Source organism: Algibacter mikhailovii, from assembly GCF_014651495.1.
In the GTDB taxonomy this organism is placed as follows: domain Bacteria; phylum Bacteroidota; class Bacteroidia; order Flavobacteriales; family Flavobacteriaceae; genus Algibacter_E; species Algibacter_E mikhailovii.
In genome coordinates, this window is the sequence record NZ_BMWZ01000003.1 from 430,421 (window position 1) to 454,012 (window position 23,592).

The window sequence follows — 23,592 nt, forward strand, 5'->3', positions numbered from 1 at the left end:
CCCTTAAATAAAACGCATTTTCAATATGACATCTTAGGTTATGGGAATTATGGGCTAAAACTTAATATTTAAAACCTCTTGCCTCAGTATATTACTCTCATAAAATTCAACTACCCAATTATCCCCTTTTTTAAAAATAATGGCGCTTTTACCTTCAACTAAAAACACATCCTTTAGGTTTGTCTTTCTTACTTTATAAAGCACCTTAGGGGTACTATCAACGAGTTGATAACCGTTCTCTATAGCTTGGGCATACAATACTTTATTAAACCCTTTTGTTTCAGAACTCGTAGGCGCTTTAGATTCATTTACAACAGCGGCAGTAGTAACTGCCGCTGCAGGTACAGCAATTGCAGCACCTGATGGCGATGTTCCCGGGCTACTAACAACCCCTTGATTTTTTTCGCTTTCTAACTGTTGGATTTGTTGCTTTAATTCTTTTATTTCTTCTGATTCACTGTCCGCTGCTCCTGCCGTAGCCGATATGGCCAGAGCATTATCACTTGGCGCATAGGCGTAATTAACGGTCTCTAACGACTCAAAAGCATTTCGTAACGCCTTGGTATACGCCACTTTATATTCTTTATCTCTACTCGTGCCAATTTCTGACTCATAAATCAGCTTATCATTACAGTCATTCAAAATAATTTTCAATTTCGTAGTAAACATTCCTGAATCTTTAAATACATCAGCATTCATGGCTAAACATCTATTACTATTTAAATCTTGAGGATAATCTGAACCTTGCATCAACGCGGTAAACCCATATTTTTCAAATAAAAATTTGGACAATGAATTTAATTGATATTGGTCATTCTCCTTTAAAAAGTCATACTTGTTTGGAACAATGACATACTTATAATCATTCACACTCGATTGAGAAAACAAGGATGTTATTAAAAAACATGTCATCAAAATGGTAAAAATATTCGTCTTCATTTTTTATTAAAAATATAGTTAAACCCTAACTGTAAAGATAAACCTTCTGCATTATAAATGTTTTCATATTGCAAAAAATTATCAGCCATTACATAAAACCCAAAACCACTTAATTGTGCAGCTACTCCCAAGCCTAAATTATAAAAAGAATAGGAATCTAGTGTATAGGTCCCTTTTAAACTTAAACCCTCAAATAATTTCCTATAATAATATACGGTAAGCGCCATTTGAGGCTGCTTTGGTCTACTTATGGCATACAACTGTGCTCCCACTGCATTTAAATATCCACTATCTTCTGTAGTGCAATCGCAATCTTTTTTCTTTTTCTTTCCAAAAGTATAATTAAGAGAGCCATTAAATTTAATTGGGCGCCATGTAGTATATTTAGTGCCTGTAGTGTCCACATCAAATAAGTCTTCAAAATCCTCTTTCAAGGCGTCCCAATAATCCTGAGCAGATTGCCCATTAGCAACATCTGGAAAAAGGGGATTAATACCCTCAAACACATAATTTCCATTAACGACATAATTTTCAACATCTTTAGAATGGCTAATAAAACCAACATCCAACACACTCCCATCAAGTCGCCACTGATCTGTGATATTATATGTAAACCCTACATCAAACCCAAGGCCTAAATTACCACCAAAAAAGGCTCGCTTACTTATTTCTTTTAGGTCCTCGTTAAAACCTGAATTATCATCACTAGTTAAACTGGCAATCCCAGAGGTTCTAACCTGCATATCTAAATTAAAAATATGTTCGTAAATATTATTAGTACCCCGACGTGTGGTAAAACTGCCCTTATTTTTAGTTGCATCAATATCAACAACACTAGAATACAACTTGCCTCTTATACCATAATTAAAACGGCTGTTAACTTTTTTATTATAGCCTAAATGAAATACCGAAACCACTTCTGCCCTAGCACTTAAATCACCGGCATTAAAAACCCTATTTATATTATTTTGGTTGCCTTCTAAGGCTAACTCAATATAATCGGTAGGAATATAACTTATGACATCAAGCTCTTGATAAACACCAAAACTTAAATATTCTGTTTTTTCGAAAGTGTTACCAATAGCAAAACCTCCTGAAAAGACTTCTAACTGCTCGTTAGCACTTAAAAAATCCCTTGAATCTGAATTATAAACGACGCTTCTAAATTTTTCATTAAAATTGACCCCATTAGCAGAAAAGAGATCGTATACTGTAGGGCCTGAGGTACCGCCATTAATATGCACATGAGACAATAAAGGTACTCCAATATACCCCATATTTGACACTTCTGCTCCAGGGTTTAGCAATAAGGATTGTGGAATTTCATTAAATCCATATAAAATCTGTTTGTTCTGCGCAACAGAATATACACAGAGAAAAAACAGTAAGTATGCCCTATGCTTTTTCATTCGGCAGCCGCTATCTTGAAATAAAAATTAGAAGAAGATTGTAATTCAACCCTTCCCGTTATGTCATCAGGAATAGGATCTTCAGCTATCAACCTTAAAGTAAAAACAATTTTTATTGTACTTTTCAAAGCTAATAACGTGTCCCCCTCAAAGGTCTCGATATATTCTGTAAAGACTTCACTCCCTTCAACAGCAGCCTCTTGTTCAATTGAAAAGCGGTGAACTAAAACATCTAAATCATCTAAAAAGTCTACTTGTAAATTAACATCTCTATTCAAAGCATTCTTGCCAAGAAAAACAAATTCAGCTTTTACTAAGTTTTCAACAATAAAGGTATCTGTAAAGAGGTCTATTATTAAAAATTCCTGAATAATGTCAATTTCGGAACCAGATTCCACAAAGCTAGATGCCGACTCATCAAAAAACACCAAACTAGATGACATTACAGGAGTCAACTCCAAATCATTGGCCTGGTCAAAATCAACTTCTTTAACACAAGAAAAAAATAACAAAACCAAAATTAAAGGTAAACATGGCTTTTTTATAGATCTGGGAATCATAAAATTGAAGGGGCTTAATATGTTACAGATACCTTTTTAACGCAGAAAGCGCATCAATTTGTATAACATCCTCACTAATTTTTGTTTTTCTTGTATCAAAAAACACAACATTCATACCTACATCCATGGCCCCGAGTATATCGGCTTCATAACTATCACCTATCATAATACTCTGAGAAATATTGGCCTTAGCCGAATTTAATGCATATTTAAATATCTTAGGGTTAGGTTTCTTAACACCTACCATTTCAGAATTAGTTACCGTTTTAAAATATTTAATAATATTTGAATTGGTCAATTTTTTATGTTGCACTTCATCAAAACCATTAGTAATAATATGCAAATTATAATTCAAACTTAAATAATCAAGAATGTCATGCGTATTCTCAAATAAATAATTGAATGATGTTAAATACGTTATATAATCTTCAGAAAGCTTATAAATAATGTGTTCCTCTATTTTATAATTAATGGCTTGAAACGTCTCATTGAGTCTTACAAATCTTAAATCTTCCTTTTCAATAAGACCTTCTCTATAGAGTTTCCAATACTTCAAATTAATAGGCTCATAATGCGAGACAAACTCTTGGAGGGGCACTTCTATATTATTTAGACTAAAAATTTTTTCAAATGTCAATGCCGAATTCTTATCAAAATCCCAAAGCGTATGATCTAAGTCAAAAAAAACATCCTTTATGTTATTAATTTTCATCGACTGAATTTAATATTAAATTAAACAATTCTTTAAAGCCCTTCCATCTCATATCATCACCAAAGGTATAATTATGAAAAACAGGAATAAACGAGCCATTTACCTGCTTAACCTCATCAATCATTTCATTTAAAACCTTTTTCTTATCCAGAAGTGATTTGTGTTTCAGTAAAGCATAATCCATCACTTGATAAGGAAATACCATTAAGGGTGTTTGTACTTCATAATCTAAATCGTAAAATAAAAATGGTGAACAAGAACCTGCTCTAAACCCAATTTGATTGACATAGCCCATGGTATAATCTTCCTGAACTTCAAGAGTTATCAAGTTTCTGTAAGCATCAGGTAAATTAAGTTTTGAAAAAGATTGCCTTGTAGCCTTTAAATTGGTGTTTAAGATTTCCTCCATTTTTATTTTTTCTTTTTTTAATGTTGAGCTATTCTCAATGGCAAGAAAAGAAACCTTAAGACCAACTCTACAATAATCTCCAACGTGTTTGATAAGAGAAACAAACTTCTTTTTATTTGGATTTATACCTTTATCATAAGTAGAATAATCACCAATTAGAAAAAAGAATAGAAATTTGTACTTAGAGTGTCTTTGTCTATTTATAATATATTTAAATGTATCATAGGGATCATGTTTAAACCCTAGCAGAACTATAAACCTAAGGTATAAGCTTTTAATTTTTAGTCTAAAAAGGTCTGCCGTGATCCCACCAAAATTACGCATCAAACCTTTTAATTTATAATTATACGGACTTGGTACATCTATAACAGGAATAATATTATATGTTCTTTCAGGAAAAACAAATTCTGGAAACTGTTTTTGCAAAGCATCTTTAAATTTATAAGCCCAAATATCAACAACAGGTTGATGTAAAAAGCCTTCGTTAAAAGCAAGACTTTCTTTAGCTGAAAACCGTCCGTATTCATCCTTTACATGAGGCAGATATTCTTCATAACGCGATAGTAAATAGAAAGAAGCCGAAAAAATATCAAAAGGAATGGAACACTTTTCGCCTATATAAAAGAAACACTTTGTAGTATCCCAGGAATGGACATTAATATCAACATCTCCTAGGCCTTGCTCAAATAAGATATCATGACTCTTAACAAAAAACTCATTACCAAGTTGTTGCTTTGCATAGGACATTTTCAAACTGTCATGTGCAATAAACTCTTCAATTTTAGCAGTAAAACCAACCTTTATACCCAGTACGCGGGTACAAATATGTTTAAAAACATAATTTAATCTTGGTGATTTTTTTTTTGTATAAACTAGAAGCATTACAATAAGTTTTCATCGGCAAAACTAAAGTATGCATTTTCAGTTATAATTAGGTGATCTAGTACTTTTATATCTATACTCAATGCTGCTTTTTTTAACTTTTGCGTAATTAGCTTATCCGGTTCACTGGGCTTTAAGGTCCCAGAGGGATGATTGTGACAAAGAATAAGACCTGTTGCACCCACCTCTAATGCCATTTTAAGTACGAGTCTAACATCAACAAGGGTTCCAGTCATACCGCCTTTACTTAACTGGTTTTTAAATATAACTTTATTGGAATTACTTAGGTAGATTATCCAAAATTCTTCGTGTTGCAAATCACCTAAGATGGGTTGCATCATTTCAAATACAGAAACACTAGACGTAATAATTAATTTCTCCATGGCTTTCTCTCCTCTGCGTCTTCTCCCTAATTCTAAAGCAGCAACAATAGTTATTGCTTTAGCCTCCCCAATACCTTTAAAATCCATAAGCTGTTTAACAGACCGTTTTCCCAACTCATTAAGGTTATTATTCGTACTCGCCAAAATGCGTTTACATAAAGCTACAGCGCTTTCATCTTTATTCCCAGATCCTATTAAAATGGCGACCAGCTCAGCATCACTAAGCACTTGCTTTCCTTTATTCAATAATTTTTCACGGGGTTGATCGTCTTGACTCCAATTTTTTATGGAAAACGATGTTGAATTTTCTTGCATTTGATAAATATAATTATTGTAAGCCTTACAAACAATTAATTCATTAACCACAATACATTTATCATTTGAGAAACAATCTATTTAACTAAACGGAATAAGCCCAAGAAGTATAATCTAATATGGTAAACTACGCGCGACTAACACATATTATGCCCACAAAATATTATAAATAAATAGTTGTACTACTCAAATACAAGATAAGTGCAACCCAAAATATTAAAATTTCAACTAACTTAGCCTTAGACCTAAATTCGAGCTATTTAAAAGACGGCTGAACTAACGAATAACGCGTAATTAAAACACATATTTCATTTGAGTTATCCGCCAAAACATCATCAAGACAACGATAAAAATCATATAATTGAAGTTATTAAGGCTTATCCTTTAGCAACCCTCATTTCTATAAAAAACAATAAACCATTTATAAGTCATTTACCTCTAATTTTGAATAATGATAAACTCATTGGTCATATTGACAAAAACAATCCTCAAGCAGAACTATTAGCTAATAACAGCCCTATAACAGTAATCTTTTCTGGACCTCAATGTTATATTTCGCCTAGCATATATGAAGGCGACTCTCAATTACCAACATGGAACTATATCAAAGTGCATATTGAAGGAAAGGTTATAGCCATAAATGACAAAAATGCTCTAAAACAATCGTTGATAGGAATGACTCAATTTTTAGAATCTCCTGAACACAAGTACGTTTTGGAAGCAGATAATCCTAAAATGGCATTATATCTGGATTACATTGCAATGTTTGAAATAGAAATAACGGGGTGGGAAGGAAAATTCAAACTTTCTCAAGATAAACAAAAGACAAATTTTATAGCAGCCAAAAACATGCTAATTGAATCAACAAAAAAGAATATTGAAGAATTTTTAAAAAAACTATTATAGGCATTATCTTTACTTTGCTTTAATAAATTTATCCCGGAATGAATAAAAAAATAATATTTTCAAAACAGACTTTCCTAATAGCTTTTTTGGTTTTTGTAAATTTATTATGCTCAGCTCAGAGGTCAGAGACTACTTTTTTTAATGATTCTACTAAAACAAAGAAACCTCAGCCCATTGACATTCTGGATGTTGTTAAGGAAATTCAAATTGCAAATGAGAAAATAAAAGAATCTGAGATAAAAAGCAAAATTAGTAAGGATATAAAAAAAATAGACTCTCTTATACCTATCCAGCAAGAAGATATACTATTAAATAAAAAACAGGCCGAAATATTCATTAAAGCCAATCCCAATAGACAGAAGATAAATAACATTCTTAATAAATGGAATATTTACAACAGTTATCTTGAAGCTTGGCAAATCACTATAAACAATAGCATTCAGCGGAATGCCAGAAGCCTAAAAGAAACAGACTATAATGAGAAAGTATGGCAGCTAACGCTTGAAAGTTCAAAAAAACAAGATGTTCCAACAGAAATAATTAGTAACATCAACAGTGTTTTTCATGACTTTAGAAAATTAAAAAACACATTATCTCAAGAGAACAAGAAATATCTAAGTCTTGAATCTAAGATTAATGATCTTAATTCAATTACACTTGATATAATCGATCAGCTTGAAAACTTGAAGACATCTCCAATCTATAACGTTTTATATAGACGCCATGAACCCTTGTGGAAAACTACAATTCCCGAAACTAAAGTTGAAATACCTCGTGGCGGTGATAAAGAATCTGGAGGGATTAAAATAAAAAACACGCTTGACTTCTTTAAAACATTTGAACACCTCATCTATTTATACATAGTTATTGTTCTCATTATTATTGGTTTCTTAAGATATATAAAAAAAGGAATTGCATTATTTGAATATGATCAAAATAATGCATTTCTGAAAAAATCTTTGGATTTAATATCTCATAAGCCAAAAGTCATTATAGCATTTATCTGTATGATTATTGCTAAATTTTACTTTTCAAATGCACCAAAAATTGTAGAAGACATTTTCACATTTCTCGTTCTAGTTTTAGCGGTACCTATAGTCTATAAAAGCCTTACCGAAAAATTCAGAAATGTTGTATTTGTCATCATTTTCTTTTACCTATATAATACAGCCAAAGCTTACATATGGTTTGAATCTTATCAATACCGAGCTTACTTGCTTCTTGAAGCTTCACTTGTAATGTTAAGTCTTTATTACTTTACAAGACCTTATAAAAAAACAAGAAAACTACCTTTAAAGGATCTTTCTTTATTTTTTGTTAAACTCACGCCCTTAATATACCTCTTATGCTTAACCTCTATAATCTCTAATATTCTTGGGTACACCAATTTAGCAGATGTTTCATTAAAAATATGTACCCAAGGCAGTGCCATAACCTTGACATTCTATGGCATACTAAGAATTCTAGAAGGCACCTCCTTAGCATTAATGCACCGTCATTATGGATCTAAAGGAAACGTCAATCTCTTGAAAAAAGTAGCCGTAGAAAAAAAGGTCTTGAAATTTGTTCAGACCATTGTTTTTATCCTGTGGTTGCTGTTCTTTCTTAATATTTTGGACCAATTTAGCACCTTCATTGATTTCTTCAACAACCTGCTAACAGAACCTTATGTGGTTGGTAGCATTACCTTTACCATTGGAGACATCCTCTCCTTTATACTAATACTAATAGGCTCATTTATAGCCACTTCTTTTATAGGTTTTATCATTGATGGAGACGAAGGCGCCTTAAAGTTTTTAAGGCTTCCGAAAGGTGTTCCTAATGCCATTTCTTTGGTTATAAGGTATCTCATTCTAGCCTTTGGTATTGTCTTTGCCTTGTCTTCTTTAGGTATTGATTTAGGAAAATTCAATTTAATGGCTGGAGCTTTAGGACTTGGTATTGGATTTGGCTTACAAAATGTTATTTCAAACTTTGTATCTGGGCTTATTTTAGTTTTTGAACGCCCAATTTTACCGGGTGACACTGTAGAGGTAAATAACCTACTAGGTACCGTAAATAAAATTGGAATTAGGTCATCAAACATCAGCACTTATGAAGGTGCAGATGTCGTAGTGCCTAATAACAACTTGGTAGCTAACGATCTTATCAACTGGACCTTATCAAATAACATAAAACGAGTTGAAATTTTAATTGGAACGACTTACGGTTCTGATCCAAACCAAGTATTAGAAATACTTTTGGAATGTGCTACCAATTATACACAAGCTATGAACGACCCTGCTCCAGTGGCTCTTTTTAGTGATTTTGGAGACAATTCTTTAAATTTCAGATTAAGATTTTGGGTACATTTTGAATTGGGGCTTAAATCAAAAAGTGATGTTTCAATTGCAATATATAATAGCTTTAAAGAACACGGCATTGAAATACCGTTCCCTCAACAGGATATTTACATAAAAAGCACCCCTGATAAGGAAGAATAATTCAAAACTGAATGCCTTCTACTTATTTTTAGTTTCAGGCAACACGTGAAATTATGTAAACATTGTTTTTATTTCATCAAAATCTAGACCGCCGTAATTTCCCGAACTCATTAAAAGCAAAGCTTTGCTTTCAAAGTTCTGAGAAAACAGAAAATCTTTAAAGTCAACTGGATTCGTATAAATTATTAAATCCTCTCGTTGAAAGGCATTTGCTATTTGCTCATGTGTTACCTCTTCCAATTTCTTTATCTCAACGGCATGGGGCGAATAAAATACCACAGCAACGTCGGCCGCATCAAGTGCGCCTTTATATTCCTTCAAGAAGTCGGCATTCAAACTGCTATAGGTATGTAATTCTAAACAAGCAACAAGTGTTTTGTTTTGATATTGTTCTTTAACGGCTTGGGTGGTTGCCTCAACCTTACTCGGTGAATGGGCAAAATCTTTATAGGCAACGCTCGTTTTTCCTTCTGCTATTTTTTCTAAACGCTTACTTGCGCCCTTAAAGGTTGCTATAGCTTCGTAAAAATCATCCTCATCAATACCCATATGTTGACAAATCCATTTAGCACCAGCCAAATTATTTAGATTATGCTTCCCAAATACTTCAATAGGCAAGTATCCTTCCGGTGTTTCTATAAGTGTTTGTCCATCTTCAACAGTATATTCTGGAGTATGATAGGCAATTTTTCTAATGGCATTTTCACTCGCTTCTACTACCCGTTTCACTTCTTGATCTTCCTCATTATAATTAATACTCCCTCCTTTCACAATAGAATCTACAAAAATGCTAAACTGTTCTACATAATTTTCGTAGGTAGAAAAAACGTTTATATGGTCCCAAGCAATACCACTCAAAAGGGCAATATTAGGTTTGTATAAATGGAATTTTGGACGTCTATCAATTGGAGAGCTTAAATACTCATCTCCTTCTAAAATAATAAAATCATTAGTTTCAGTTAGTTTCACCATAACATCAAAACCTTCCAATTGTGCTCCTACCATATAATCAACATCTCGATCATGATAATGCATGACATGAAGAATCATAGAAGTAATGGTTGTTTTGCCATGACTACCACCTATTACTACTCTGGTTTTATGTTTTGATTGTTCATACAAAAACTCAGGATAACTATAAATTTTAAGTCCTAAAGCTTGCGCCTTTAGCAACTCGGGATTATCAACTTTGGCGTGCATTCCTAAAACAATTGCATCTAAATCCTTGGTGATTTTTTCAGGAAACCAGCCAAACAATTCTGGCAAAAGCCCTTTCGCCTCTAATCTAGACTTTGAAGGTTCAAAAATTGAGTCATCACTTCCTGTAACCTGATATCCTTTATTATGTAATGCCAATGCTAAATTATGCATAGCTGCTCCACCAATTGCTATAAAATGTACGTTCATATTGTTATTTTGTGTTTCCCTTATAACTTCACAATTGCTACTTTGTAGAAAATGTAAAGAAAAGTAAATATATGAATTGACGCCCTAATGTAGAAGACTGAAAGTAGAAGTTTTTAGGTTAGGTCTTTTTGTAAATCTTTTTTACTAAGTCTTTATAAATAATAGAGTCTTAAACCATTAGGAAAGATCTAATATCTACATCTCTAAAATAACCTCTTTTTGTTTCCAAAAGGTTTCAATTTCAGGCAATGCCGTCACCGCTAAATTAATATACTTTAAGGCTTTTGTCTTGTTTTTTTTATGAGTTTCTATTTGTGCTAAACGATAATAGGCCCAAGCCTTAGGTACGCCATCTTTTGCGGAGTAATTTCCTAAATATTTGTGCAGACACTGCTCACCTTTATGGAGTTCTACATTATACTCTGCAGCTACTTTGCCTATTTGATAATGAAGGGCATTACGTTGATGCTTCTTTTGGGCATACTCAATATTCTTTATTGCCTGCTTTGGTTTAGCTTCCGCCTCGTAAAATTTAGTCAATTTATCATAACATACTATCGAACCACCTTCTGTAATTGCCATTTTATAATATTTCTCTGCTAATTGGGGTTCATCAGTATATTCATAAATATATCCTTTGGCCAAATAGCCATCCACTTTTGACAAATCCTCTAGCTCCTGCGCATATGCAAAGGACTTTTTTATGCTACCACCCAAAATCCCAGGAAGCTCCATATAAAATTCTACCAAGGCCCAACGTACATCAATATGGTTTTTATCTAAGGTAGCTGCTTTTTCAAAAGAGTATTTAATAGCTCCTATATAACCTAAGGCACTCAATTTATTATCTAAGGCCTTCATAGCCAAAACACCAGCGTACTTATAATGATAATTAGCACTGTTATTATTTGCTTCTACCAATGATTCATAGACATCTATGGCTTCGTCCCATTTTCTTTGATACCCGTAAGCATCACCTAATAGTTCCAAAGCCCTTAAATTGGATGCATGATTTGCAACATATAGAACTAAAATACCTTCAGCCTTTGAGTATTGTTTTTGTTTAAGTAATTCATCAACACTTTCAAGACTTATTTGAGCGAAAGTAAGTGCAGGCAAGAGTAATAGAAGAAATATTTTAAACATAGGGCAACTATATTAATACGCAAAAATAAACTTTCTTCCATAGTAAGACGTCAATCAAGAAATTTTGTTGTGCCACCAGGTGCGTTGTTTTACCTTTAAAATGTTTAACTTCACTCAACCGAAGAACCCAATTACGCCTTTTCGATAATTTGGAATACCTTTTGATTGTAATTTTGTGAGAAATACTGCAAAATGAAGCACATACTACCACTTTTAATAATCTTACTTTCTACAAGCCTATCTATGGCTCAAAATGATAGTTACGAAAATTTATGGAAAACTGTTGAACAACATGAATCTAAAGGCTTAGCCAAATCGGCTTATGATGTTGTTAAGACCATCAAAACCAAGGCCTCTAACGATAATAATAGTCAGCAATTAATAAAATCCATGCTTTATCAAAGCAAGTTTGCATTGGTTTTAGAGGAAGATGCTCAATTAAGTATTATTAACGAGTTTAAATATCAAATAAAAATTAGTGCATCGCCAACTAAAAACATTCTTGAAAACCTATTAGCAGAATTATATTGGCAATATTTCAAACAACATAGAAGGCAATTCTACAGTAGGAGCAAAACTTCAGAAAAAGTAAACGCTGAAGATTTTAGAACTTGGGATTTACAAACCCTATTTAACGAGGTGCATCTGCATTTTCAAAATGCATTACTGAATCCTCAGATGCTTCAACACATTGATTTAAAAGACTATTCTAGTCTATTAAACAACCAAAAGGAATCAAAAAAACACAGACCTACTTTATATGATTTTTTAAGCCATAATGCCTTAGAGTTTTACAAAACTAATGAAACCCATATTAACAAACCTGCTTACAAGTTTGAAATAGACAACCCCGATTATTTATGTGATGCAGGAACCTTTTCAGATTTAAAAATCACTTCTAAAGACACAATGTCTTTACAACTACATGCCCTAAAAATTTACCACTCTCTAATACAATTTCATTTAAAAGATAAGGCACCTGTAGCTTTAGCTGACGTTAATATTGAGCGCTTAAAATTTGTTAATCAACATGCCGTTTTTACTGACAGATCATCGCTATTGTTGGAAACATTAATATCAGAAAGTGAAGCTTTAAAACCACATGAAGTATCAGGGTTATATGATTTTGAAGTTGCTAGCCTCTTGTATGACCAAAGTAAAAGCTACCAGCCTAAATCGAACATTGAGAATCGTTGGAAGGCTAAGGAGGCCGTAATGATTTGCGATAAGATTGTCAGCACATTTCCAAATAGCAAAGGCGCAAAAAAAGCTCTGGCTTTTAAATCTGAAATAGAAAAAACAAGCCTTCAAATAACCACAGAACAGTTTTTACCCATACAAAAGCATGGACGGTTACTGATACAATACAAAAACATAAATTCACTTCAATTTAATATTTACAAACTATCTGATACCCAGTTTAATCAATTCCGAAAGCTATACAGAAAAGAGGAACAACAAACATTTATATTAGGTTTAAAGCCTTATGAAACTTGGGAAAGCCCCCTGAAAAATGAAAATGATTACCAAAGGCATAGTACTGAAATAGTTATACCTAAATTAGATAATGGACGTTATTTGGTAGTTGTTACATTAGGAGAAAATAATGACAACACCTTCGCTTTTTCCAGTATACAGGTGACTAATATGGCATTGGTTGAAACAGAAACCAAGCAGTCCAAAATTTTTCAAATCATAGACAGAAATAATGGTGATCCTATAGTAGATGCTGACATCAAACTTTCTTACTCAAAACCGAATCAAAAAAATGTCTCTAAAAACTATACATCAAATAATTTAGGACAAATTGAAATTGAAAAAAATGGCAGTTGGTATAGTAATGTTAGGTTTAACGTAAAAAAAGGCAATGATCGCAGCTATTTTGGAGACTTCTATGTCAATAGATTGAATCTAGAGGTAGAGGATCACGTTAAGTACAAATCTTTCTTATTTACAGATAGAAGTATTTACAGACCTGGACAAACAGTATATTTTAAAGGGATTGCCATGGCAAGTAAAAAGGGAAAATCTGAAATTTTGGCTAAAGAAAAAGTAGCTGTGGCTTTATATAATGTAAATAATGAAAAAATAAAAGAACTTAAACTCATTACCAATGATTACGGTTCTATTTCAGGAACTTTTATTTTACCTAATTCTGGTCTAAATGGCAGATATCACATTGAATTCCAAGCAGCATCAAGAAGCAAAGACTTCTTTACAGAACACTATTTCTCAGTTGAAGAATACAAAAGACCCAAGTTTGAAGCTAAATTCCAACCAGTAACTAAAACCATAAAAGTTAATGATTCTGTAACAATTAAAGGCATCGCATTAGCATATGCTGGCAGTAACATTTCAGATGCCAAAGTGGTATATCGTGTACATAGAAAAGTTGAATTACCGCAATGGTATTATTGGAATCGTCCTTGGATCAACCTTGAAACTCAAGAAATAACACATGGAGAAAACACAACTAATGAAAAAGGGGAATTTTCTGTATACTTTAAAGCCATTCCAGACCAAAATACAGACAAAAAAAACTTACCCGTTTTTCATTACGAAGTTACTGCCGATGTGACCGATATAAACGGAGAAACCCAAAGTGCTTCCATACTCGTCAAAGTTGGATATCATAGCCTTACAGCCAAGATGAATCTTGATGAGAAGCTCAACAAAACAAATAAAGAGCACACCATATCCCTGGATACGAGAAATCTAAATGGAGCGTTTGTACCTGCCAATGGCCTTATAAAGATTTATAAATTAAAGGCACCTGATCACGTGTTAAGACGACGTCCTTGGGCTGCTCCAGATTATCAGGTGATATCAAAAGAAGACTTTAAAAGACTATTTCCAAATGACCCATATGGAGAAATGCAAAATAATAGAATACAAGAAAAGGGCAAACTTGTATTAGAAAGAGCATTTAATACCGAAACCTCTAAAACATTTAAACTGGGTAACATAAAAAAATGGGAATCCGGAGCCTACCTAATCACTTTAGAAAGTAAGGACCGGTTTGGCCAACTTGTCAAAGATCAAATCACGACAACATTGTATAGTGATAAAGACAAAAAACCTGCCGACAATAATCTATTCACAATTTCTACAGATAAACCCACTTATAATATAGGAGACACGGCATCTATAACATTCGGGGCATCTGCTCAAGATTTAACGGTTACGATATCAATTGAGAAAAATAAAAAAATCATTAAAACGGAAACAATTATATTAAACGGTAACAAACAAGTGATACGTATTCCTGTATCTCCATCAGACTTAGGGGGTTTTGCAGTGCATTATAGTTTTGCCGCATTTAATAGCTACCAATCTGGTACCCAAACTATCGCTGTACCTTACCCGAAATCCAATTTAAGTATTGAAACAGTAACATTTAGAGACAAATTACAACCTAGAACTGATGAAACTTGGCAATTTAAAATTAAAGGTTTCCAAGGCGATAGTATAAGTGCTGAACTGTTGGCTAGTATGTATGACGCCTCACTAGATCAATTTAAACCACATCAATGGCGTTTTAACCCTTTGATGAATACTTCATTCTTTTCACAAAGTGGCAATTCGGCACACCACAGTTTTGGAACTAAAAATTTCAGGGTACATCATAGTCGTGTGAATTTTAACCTTCCACAACAGTATTACGATCAATGGAATTGGTTTGGGTTAAATTTTGGCTTTAGCAATACACTAAGTATAAGAGGATACTCAAGCGCTGCTAAATCACTAAGCGGCGGAACTCCTGGTATTGCAATAACAGAAGATTCAATATCTGCTGAAGATAATATCACTTTTGATTCAAGGGATGAACTAGATGAAGACGCTTTGGAAGGCTATGGAACCATGAACAAAAAAGAAATAACAGGCAGCTCCAATGAGGTTTCTAAAGGTCCTTTAAATTCAGAGGACACACCAAACTTTAACACGATTAAAATTCGTAAAAACCTTCAAGAAACCGCCTTTTTCTTTCCACAGTTAAAAACAGATAAAGAAGGCAATGTGAGCTTCAGCTTTAAGTCTCCAGAAGCCTTAACAAAATGGAAGGTACAATTATTAGCACATACTAAAACCTTAGGTAACGCCTCAAAAACCTTAACAACAGTGACGCAAAAAGAACTTATGGTTATTCCTAATACACCACGCTTTTTGCGCGAAGGTGATAGCATAACAATTAGTTCAAAAATTGCAAATCTTACAGAGAATCAACTTACTGGTCAAGCCCATTTAGTTTTAACTGATGCCATTTCAGGAAAAGTCCTATCGCAAAAGTTGATTAGCGATTCTGATAATTCTCAATCATTAGAGCAACTAGCAAAGCCTGAAAGACGCTTTACTGTTGATGCAAATGGGAACACCCAAATTTCATGGAAACTTTACATTCCCGTAGGTATTGATGCTATAAAATACAAGGTCATTGCAAAATCAGGAGATTTTAGTGATGGAGAACAAAATATCCTACCCGTGCTATCAAATCGCATCTTAGTTACTGAAACTTTACCAATGTGGATTAGAAGTAATCAGACTAAAACATTCTCTTTAGATAAGTTAAAAACCAATACATCGTCAACGCTTAAACACCATAAATTAACCTTGGAAATGACTTCAAACCCTGCTTGGTTTGCGGTACAAGCACTTCCTTATCTAATGGAATATCCTTATGCGTGTAATGAACAAACCTTTTCCAGATATTATGCTAATGCTTTAGCTAGTCATATAGCAAATTCAAATCCAAGAATTCAAGACGTTTTCAGCCAATGGGCTTCTCAAGACATACTTATTTCTAATCTAGAGAAAAACGAAGAACTAAAATCTATTTTAATTCAAGAAATACCATGGTTACGAAACGCCCAAAGTGAAACCGAACAGAAAAAACGCATTGGGTTATTATTCAACTTAAATAAAATGAATAGTGCATTACAATCTGACTTCAATAAACTTGCGGCCAACCAAATGAACTCTGGTGGTTGGGCATGGTTTAATGGCGGAAGAGATAACAGGTATATCACGCAACATATTATAAATGGTTTTGGACATTTAAAACAACTGGGGATTACTCAAAATAATGTCGAAACCGATATGATAGCAAAAGCAATTGATTATCTGGACAAGGAATTTGTTAAAACATACAAAAACCTAAGAAAGCATAATAAAGAAATTGATTTAGAAAAAGACCACTTAAGTTATTTGCAATTGCATTACTTATATACACGTAGCTTCTATCCTAACATAAAAAAATCAGAGCAAGTTGAAACTATTATTAAATATTACCATACTCAAATACAAAAGTATTGGTTAAATCATCCATTATATTCAAAAGGATTGATGGCATTGGTATCCCATAGAAATAATGATTCTAAAACGGCAATGAAAATATTAAGGTCTCTAAAAGACACTAGTATTACTTCAGAAGAACTAGGCATGTATTGGAAATCTAATACAAACACATGGCATTGGTATCAAGCACCAATTGAAACGCAAGCGCTTTTAATTGAAACTTTTTCTGAAATTGAAAACGATACTAAGACTATTGACAATTTAAAAATCTGGCTACTTAAAAATAAGCAAACCAATCAATGGAAAACCACAAAAGGGACTACTGAAGCAATTTATGCCTTACTATTACAAGGCTCAAATTGGTTGAGTGTAACAGAAATGGTCGATGTGGTTATTGGCGGCCAGAATATTGATCCGGTCAAATTAGAAGATGTAAAAATTGAAGCTGGAACTGGATATTATAAAATACCTTGGGATGCCTCCGAAATTAGACCAGAAATGGCCGAAGTAACGCTCACAAAAAAAGGAGATGGCATCGCTTGGGGAAGTTTATATTGGCAATACTTAGAAGATTTAGACAACATATCAGCAGCTGAAACTCCGCTTAAGTTGAAGAAAAATCTATTTTTAAAAACCAATACAGATACGGGTGAGGAAATCACAGAAATTACCTCAGACACCAGATTGAATGTCGGCGATTTAGTACGAGTTCGAATAGAATTGCGCAGTGACCGCAATATGGAATTCTTACATATGAAAGATATGCGTGCTTCTGGCCTAGAACCTATAAATGTCATATCCAAATACAAATGGCAGGATGGTCTGGGCTATTATGAAAGTACTAAAGATGCTTCTACTAACTTCTTTTTTGATTATTTACCTAAGGGCGTTTATGTATTTGAATACGATTTGCGCATCAATAATGCTGGTCATATGAGCAATGGTATTACAACCATTCAGAGTATGTATGCTCCTGAATTCAGTAGTCATAGTGAGGGGGCTAGAATTAAAATAGATAACTAGTAACAAACTAAATACCCTCAAAACCAACAGTTTTACTAAATTTGCCCAAGTTTCAAGAATAATTGGTTTGAATAAAATAAGACCCCAAAATATTATTTCTCAAAAACCTATTTACACAGGTGCATTAGTTTTACTACTGGTACTATCCTGTGGTGTAAAAAAAAACAGTATTGATTCGGATCATACTATCGAGGCACCGTCTAAACTAATTTTTTTAAATTACAGTATTACTGAAAATACTCAAGGTAATAAGTCTGTTAGTTTTATTAACAAAACAATTGTTGATGGCAAAGCAAGAACTGTTGACAGCAAATATCAAACAACAGGAATCAAAGGCGATTTAAAATGTTCACAACTCGATCAAAATGGGCAATACCTTCAAAGTGTTTACATTAAGAATCCATTAAATAAAAGGATTGAATATATTAATGATTCTCTTCAATTTGAAAGCAAAGCCCTTAAATTAAAAAAATCGTCATTTTCTTTGCGCTTGCCTTTATACCCTAAAACTAGAAGCATTGTTATTGCTGAAGTCACAGACTCTTTGAGCAACACCAAACGCCTTAACATGAATAAATTAGACCTTAAATGAAACAAAAATTAATCTTATTAATATTTTTAATAGGTGCGAATTGGATTCATGCTCAAGTCTTTGATACTGAAAAAATAAAAGATTCTGGGGACAATGATAAAAGGCTAAATCTTGTTATTTTAAGCGAAGGTTATCAAGCGAGTGAATTCGATAAGTTTAAAACAGATGCCGAAAGCATAGTTAATGCCATGTTCTCACAATCTCCATTTTTAGAATATTCCAATTATTTTAATGTCCATATAATTAAAGTACCATCGAATGAAAGCGGTGCTGATCATCCAGGAACAGCTGTTGATGTCACTGAACCTCATAATATCCCGGTTAGTAGTGCGGACACATATTTTAATGCGACCTATGACGCCTTTGGATATCACAGGTTTTTATATTACGGTATTGACTATAATGATGCTATTGAAGCTGACTTAAAAATAAATGCTGTTTTAGCCGCTAATTTCCCAACCTATGACCAAGCGTTAATAGTAGTGAATTCGGCAGAGTATGGCGGAACGGGTGGTGAATTTCCTATTGTATCAAATGGACCTGATGCAAACGAACTTGCCATACATGAACTTGGGCACTCTATGTTCAATTTAAAGGATGAATACGTATTACCTGATGCATATTACGGGGAAGCCATTAACATGACTCAAGAGAATAATATAAGCCTAGTGAAATGGAAAAATTGGATAAATACGAATGGGATCAATGTCTATCAGCATGGCACCACTGGAGTTCCTGCTGCTTGGTATAGACCGCATCAAAATTGTAAAATGCGTTATTTAGGCGTCCCTTTTTGTTCGGTATGCAAAGAAGGTATGGTGGAAAAAATACACGACCTAATCTCTCCAGTAGAATCCTTCTCCCCAAATAATAAAAAGGTTAACAACCCGAGTTTTCCTGTAAATTTTGTCCTCAATTTAATAAAACCCCAGCCAAACACATTAACTAACACATGGACGCTTAATGGCAATTATATAAATGATAATGTTGATGCCATTTCAATAGTGGCTTCTGACCTCGAAATTGGAGAAAACGTTTTAATTGCTGTTATTGAAGATGACAGCAATTTAGTGGATGTAGACAATCATAATCTTAGCAGTCATATATATACCGTACAATGGACCATCAATTATAGTACTCTAGGCATCGAAAATATTAAAGGCAAAACCAACGAGTATCGTATATCACTTTATCCAATTCCGGCAAAGCATGTATTAAACGTAAAAATTGAAAGCGCGAATTATCAAAAATTATCTATTAAAATCACAAGTATGGACGGTAAAGTCGTTTCATCCATTCCTATAAACAGTCCTACCAGTACTCAAATTGACATTAGTCATTTAAGTACTGGTATATATGTAGCTAACTTCTATTCCGGAACCTCCTTAATTTCAAGTGAACGCTTAGTTAAAAACTAAACTACTTAGTTGGTGGCATTGTTGGCCTAACCTCTATTTTACTAGGTAATGTTCTTGGATTCATTTTAATTAAGTCAACCACCAGTTCACCTATGTCTTCAATTTGAATCTTCCAAGCATCCTTACCATCAGGACTATTGCCATTGAAATAAGTTGAAACAGAACCTGGCATAATAGTACTAACCTTGACACCATATTGCCTTAGATCTAACATAACCGATTGCGTAAAACCTGTTAAGCCAAACTTGCTAGCATTATAAGCAGACCCTTTGGCAAAGAAATTGGTCCCAGCTAAACTTGAAATTGTAATAAAATAACCTTTTGAGTTTTTTAATGCATCAAGAGTTGTTTTTATAGTATAAAATACACCGGTTAAATTCGTATCAATGGTTTCTTGCCATTGCTGCAATGTTAAATCTTCTATACTTGCAAAATGCCCTAATCCTGCATTGGCAATAACAATATCAATTTGCTTAAACTCGGTTAGTATCTGTTTAACCGCTTTTTGTTGACTTTCAAAATCACGCACATCGGCTTGAACACCAAGAGCTCTTGCATTTAATCCGAGTGCATTTAATTCTGACGCAGCTGTATTTGCTGCGGCTTCACTACGGCTAGTAATAGCCACATGCACGTCTTGTTCTAATAATGCCTTGGCAATGCCGTATCCTATACCTTTTGAACCTCCTGTTATGAGTGCTACTTTATTCTTCATAATTTTCTGTTTTAAGTAAAGCTACAAAATGTAAGGTTTATAGAGGCAAAAATAAGGTTATGATACGCATAATATTTTTGTATTTATTTATCCTCCGGCGGGTACTGATATAAAACTTTATCGACAATAGCCTTTAACATAGCACTTCGTTCTTCCGGAGAAGCATTGGGATTGAAACTTGATTCACTCACAGATTGCCAAAACAGTTGTTTCTTATTATGATCTACAAAATCAATAGTAATTTCTCTACTAATATTACCTTGCCCCACAGGAATCCCTACAGATACTCCGCCACCAACATTACCACTTGTTCCTCCCATACCTATTCCCACAGTACTTTTTGGACCTTCTTGATACGATTTGGATTTTATATCAATAAAAAAATCTGGAGTTTTAGAAATGCTATATCCTTTTTCAGTCATCTTGGCGTCTAGAGCGTCCAAAAGTCTACTAGTATCTAGTTCGCTTAATCCAGTATTCATATCAGCAAAGTACTGGTAAGTCCTATAGTTTTCAAAATTAGTTGTTCTGTCATAATCGTAATTAACACGAATAGGCGCACAGGATACCAAAAGTAGCACTGCGGCAATTAAAAATAAACGCATACTCTTAAGTTTTGATAAAAATAATCAATAATTATTCCACAATTGAAATGAATACATTGCTCGAGTAAAAAAGAAAGGAATACAAATTTGAAACAATAAAGGTTGGCAAAAATTAAAGTGAATACTTTAGGTATTCAACATTTTCCATAGAGTATCCTTAAGTTCTGTTATCCCTTGTTGCGCTACTGATGAAATAAAATGATAAGGAATTGGCAATTCTTTATCAAGTTCTATTTTAAGCTCTGCTTTGAGTTCATAATCCAACATATCACATTTAGATATTGCTATGATGCGCTCTTTATCCAGCATTTCAGGATTATACCTGCGAAGTTCATCTAATAAAACATCATACTGTTTTTTAATATCATCTGCATCTGCAGGAATCAAAAACAATAAAATAGAATTACGTTCAATATGCCTTAAAAAATAATGACCAAGCCCTTTGCCTTCAGCTGCTCCCTCAATAATCCCCGGAATATCAGCCATTACAAAAGTCTGAAAATCACGATATTTTACAATGCCTAAATTGGGTTTTAGCGTTGTAAATTCATAATCGGCAATTTTAGGTTTTGCAGAGGTCACCACAGAAAGTAACGTTGATTTCCCAGCATTTGGGAAGCCAACCAACCCTACATCAGCGAGTACTTTCAATTCCATTGTTACGTATTTCTCCTCCAAGGGGATACCCGGTTGTGCGTAACGTGGCGTTTGATTTGTAGATGATTTGAAATGCCAGTTTCCTAACCCTCCTTTTCCACCTTGGGCTAAAACAATTTCTTCACCATCTTCGGTAATTTCGAATAGGATATTATTGGTTTCTGTATCCCTTATTACCGTACCAAGCGGTACATCTATATAAGCATCTTCTCCATCAGCTCCAAAGCTTCGCCCACTGCTACCATGTTCGCCATGACCAGCCCTAACATGCTTTTTAAATTTAAGATGAAGTAAGGTCCAAAGGTTAGATTTTCCTCTAACGACCACATGACCTCCACGGCCACCATCACCTCCATCTGGACCTCCCTTAGTAATATACTTTTCTCGATGCAAATGCACAGAACCTTTACCACCGTTTCCGGAAGACACATACATTTTTACGTAATCAACGAAATTCCCTTCTGTCATTGCACTGTTTATTTGTTTGTTTTAATGTGGTTTAGTCGTATTACTTATAAACAAATAAACGAATTAACGCTTATTAAAGATTATCTATTACGGCACTTAAACGCACGGTAATATCTTCAATACTACCTACACCATCAACACCATAATATTTATCTTGGGCCGAATAGTAATCTTTTAAAATGGCTGTTTTATCATAATACTCTTTGATGCGGTTTCTAATAATCGATTCATCAGCATCATCTGCTCTACCGCTCGTTTTACCTCTTCCTAAAAGACGCTCAACTAAAACCTCATCCTCAACTTCTAATGCTATCATAGCGTTGATTTGAGAATCTTTACTATCCATCAATTTAGACAAAGCATCAGCCTGTGCATTTGTTCTTGGGAAGCCATCAAAAATGAAACCATTAGCATCAGCATTTTTTTCTACTTCAGCATTAAGCATATCAATAGTGACTTGATCTGGAACTAACTCACCTTTATCCATGTATGATTTAGCCAACATACCTAATGCTGTTGCATTTTTAATATTGTATCTAAAAACATCACCAGTTGAAATATGAACTAAATTATATTTCGTTTTTAAAAATTCTGCTTGCGTTCCTTTCCCTGCTCCTGGAGGGCCAAATAGCACTAAGTTTGTCATGTGTTGCGTTTCTTTTATTTGATATACTTCTGGTATATTTCGTCCTAACCCATCATAATCTAGGCCGTAACCTACAATAAATTTGTTAGGAATCTCAATACCTACATAATGTAATTTAAAATCCTTTTTATATGATTCCGGTTTATAAAATAGGGTTGCTATTTTGAGGGATTTTACTTTTTCATTCTTAAAAATTCGATAAACCTCAGCTAAGGTATTACCTGAATCTATAATATCCTCCAAAATTACAACTACCCGTCCCGTTAAATCTTGCGTTAAGCCAATCAGTCTTTGAATATCTTCAGTAGACTTAACACCTTCATAAGAAGCCAATTTTATAAATGTTACCTCACACGGTTTTGGATATTTTTTAACGAAATCACTAACCACCATAAAAGACCCATTCAAAATACCCACAAAAACAGGGATTTCATCTCCCACATCTTCGGCTATTTCTAAAACCAAACGCTGTAGCGCATCGTCTATCTGCTTAGCAGAAATAAAAGGTTTAAAATATTTATCGTGTAGCTTTATCACTAGTAATAAATTTTGGAAGCTGCAAAGATAATCAATAGATTAACGAATTACCATTTTTTGATTTATGAATTAGGAACTAATTTAAGAT

Annotated in this window: 17 protein-coding genes; 5 read left to right on the forward strand and 12 right to left on the reverse strand. The window is 33.7% G+C overall.

The window, feature by feature from the left end; translation table 11 throughout:
- Positions 1–54: 54 nt before the first annotated feature.
- The 6 genes from IE051_RS08040 to radC are packed head-to-tail and all read right to left on the reverse strand — an operon-like array spanning position 55 to position 5,609.
- Positions 55–939 carry a hypothetical protein gene (locus IE051_RS08040; protein WP_189360259.1) on the reverse strand — a complete coding sequence of 295 codons (885 nt, stop codon included), beginning with the start codon at positions 937–939 and terminating at the stop codon, positions 55–57.
- Positions 936–2,348: a DUF5723 family protein gene (locus tag IE051_RS08045; RefSeq protein WP_189360260.1), complete on the reverse strand. Its 1,413-nt coding sequence runs from the start codon at positions 2,346–2,348 to the stop codon at positions 936–938. Before IE051_RS08045 ends, IE051_RS08040 begins: the two co-directional genes overlap by 4 nt.
- Positions 2,345–2,908 carry a hypothetical protein gene (locus IE051_RS08050; protein WP_189360261.1) on the reverse strand — a complete coding sequence of 188 codons (564 nt, stop codon included), beginning with the start codon at positions 2,906–2,908 and terminating at the stop codon, positions 2,345–2,347. Before IE051_RS08050 ends, IE051_RS08045 begins: the two co-directional genes overlap by 4 nt.
- A 22-nt stretch (positions 2,909–2,930) precedes the next feature.
- On the reverse strand, positions 2,931–3,620 hold the full coding sequence (locus IE051_RS08055; RefSeq protein WP_189360262.1) for a YjjG family noncanonical pyrimidine nucleotidase: 690 nt from the start codon (positions 3,618–3,620) through the stop codon (positions 2,931–2,933).
- Positions 3,610–4,911: a polysaccharide deacetylase family protein gene (locus tag IE051_RS08060; protein ID WP_189360263.1), complete on the reverse strand. Its 1,302-nt coding sequence runs from the start codon at positions 4,909–4,911 to the stop codon at positions 3,610–3,612. The genes IE051_RS08055 and IE051_RS08060 overlap by 11 nt, the downstream gene beginning before the upstream one ends.
- On the reverse strand, positions 4,911–5,609 hold the full coding sequence (radC, locus tag IE051_RS08065; protein WP_189360264.1) for a RadC family protein: 699 nt from the start codon (positions 5,607–5,609) through the stop codon (positions 4,911–4,913). Before radC ends, IE051_RS08060 begins: the two co-directional genes overlap by 1 nt.
- Before the next feature lie 312 nt (positions 5,610–5,921).
- Between radC and IE051_RS08070 the strand changes: the two genes are divergently transcribed.
- Together IE051_RS08070 and IE051_RS08075 are read left to right on the forward strand one after the other, a co-directional pair.
- On the forward strand, positions 5,922–6,515 hold the full coding sequence (locus IE051_RS08070) for an FMN-binding negative transcriptional regulator (protein WP_189360265.1): 594 nt from the start codon (positions 5,922–5,924) through the stop codon (positions 6,513–6,515).
- A gap of 38 nt (positions 6,516–6,553) precedes the next feature.
- Entirely contained in the window at positions 6,554–8,998 is a 2,445-nt protein-coding gene (locus IE051_RS08075) for a mechanosensitive ion channel family protein (protein WP_189360266.1), read from the forward strand.
- Positions 8,999–9,049: 51 nt separating this feature from the next.
- Here IE051_RS08075 and IE051_RS08080 read toward each other — a convergent pair whose 3' ends face one another.
- Positions 9,050–10,405 (reverse strand): UDP-N-acetylmuramate--L-alanine ligase, encoded by a 1,356-nt coding sequence (locus IE051_RS08080; RefSeq protein WP_189360267.1) that lies wholly within the window; start codon positions 10,403–10,405, stop codon positions 9,050–9,052.
- A 195-nt stretch (positions 10,406–10,600) separates the two neighbouring features.
- Positions 10,601–11,551, reverse strand: a complete 951-nt coding sequence (locus IE051_RS08085) for a tetratricopeptide repeat protein (protein WP_189360268.1) — start codon at positions 11,549–11,551, stop codon at positions 10,601–10,603.
- A 192-nt stretch (positions 11,552–11,743) separates the two neighbouring features.
- On the opposite strand from IE051_RS08085, the gene IE051_RS08090 reads away from it, so the two are divergent.
- The 3 genes from IE051_RS08090 (at position 11,744) to IE051_RS08100 (ending at position 19,876) form a co-directional block, all read left to right on the forward strand.
- Entirely contained in the window at positions 11,744–17,866 is a 6,123-nt protein-coding gene (locus tag IE051_RS08090) for an alpha-2-macroglobulin family protein (protein WP_189360269.1), read from the forward strand.
- Positions 17,867–17,933: 67 nt separating this feature from the next.
- Positions 17,934–18,458, forward strand: a complete 525-nt coding sequence (locus IE051_RS08095; RefSeq protein WP_189360270.1) for a hypothetical protein — start codon at positions 17,934–17,936, stop codon at positions 18,456–18,458.
- The gene (locus IE051_RS08100) at positions 18,455–19,876 is read left to right on the forward strand and encodes a M64 family metallopeptidase (protein WP_189360271.1); all 1,422 of its coding nucleotides are present in this window, start codon (positions 18,455–18,457) and stop codon (positions 19,874–19,876) included. The genes IE051_RS08095 and IE051_RS08100 overlap by 4 nt, the downstream gene beginning before the upstream one ends.
- A 1-nt stretch (position 19,877) precedes the next feature.
- Here the strand turns inward: IE051_RS08100 and IE051_RS08105 are convergent, their stop codons facing one another.
- The 4 genes from IE051_RS08105 to IE051_RS08120 form a co-directional block, all read right to left on the reverse strand.
- Positions 19,878–20,591 (reverse strand): SDR family oxidoreductase, encoded by a 714-nt coding sequence (locus tag IE051_RS08105; protein WP_189360272.1) that lies wholly within the window; start codon positions 20,589–20,591, stop codon positions 19,878–19,880.
- Between the two features lie 83 nt (positions 20,592–20,674).
- A complete protein-coding gene (locus tag IE051_RS08110) occupies positions 20,675–21,196 on the reverse strand; it encodes a DUF4136 domain-containing protein (RefSeq protein WP_189360273.1) in 522 nt (173 codons plus the stop codon).
- 126 nt (positions 21,197–21,322) lie between these two features.
- Entirely contained in the window at positions 21,323–22,321 is a 999-nt protein-coding gene (gene obgE / locus IE051_RS08115; RefSeq protein WP_189360274.1) for a GTPase ObgE, read from the reverse strand.
- A gap of 73 nt (positions 22,322–22,394) precedes the next feature.
- Positions 22,395–23,504, reverse strand: coding sequence for an adenylate kinase (locus IE051_RS08120; protein WP_189360275.1), 1,110 nt, complete (start codon positions 23,502–23,504; stop codon positions 22,395–22,397).
- Positions 23,505–23,592 lie beyond the last annotated feature (88 nt).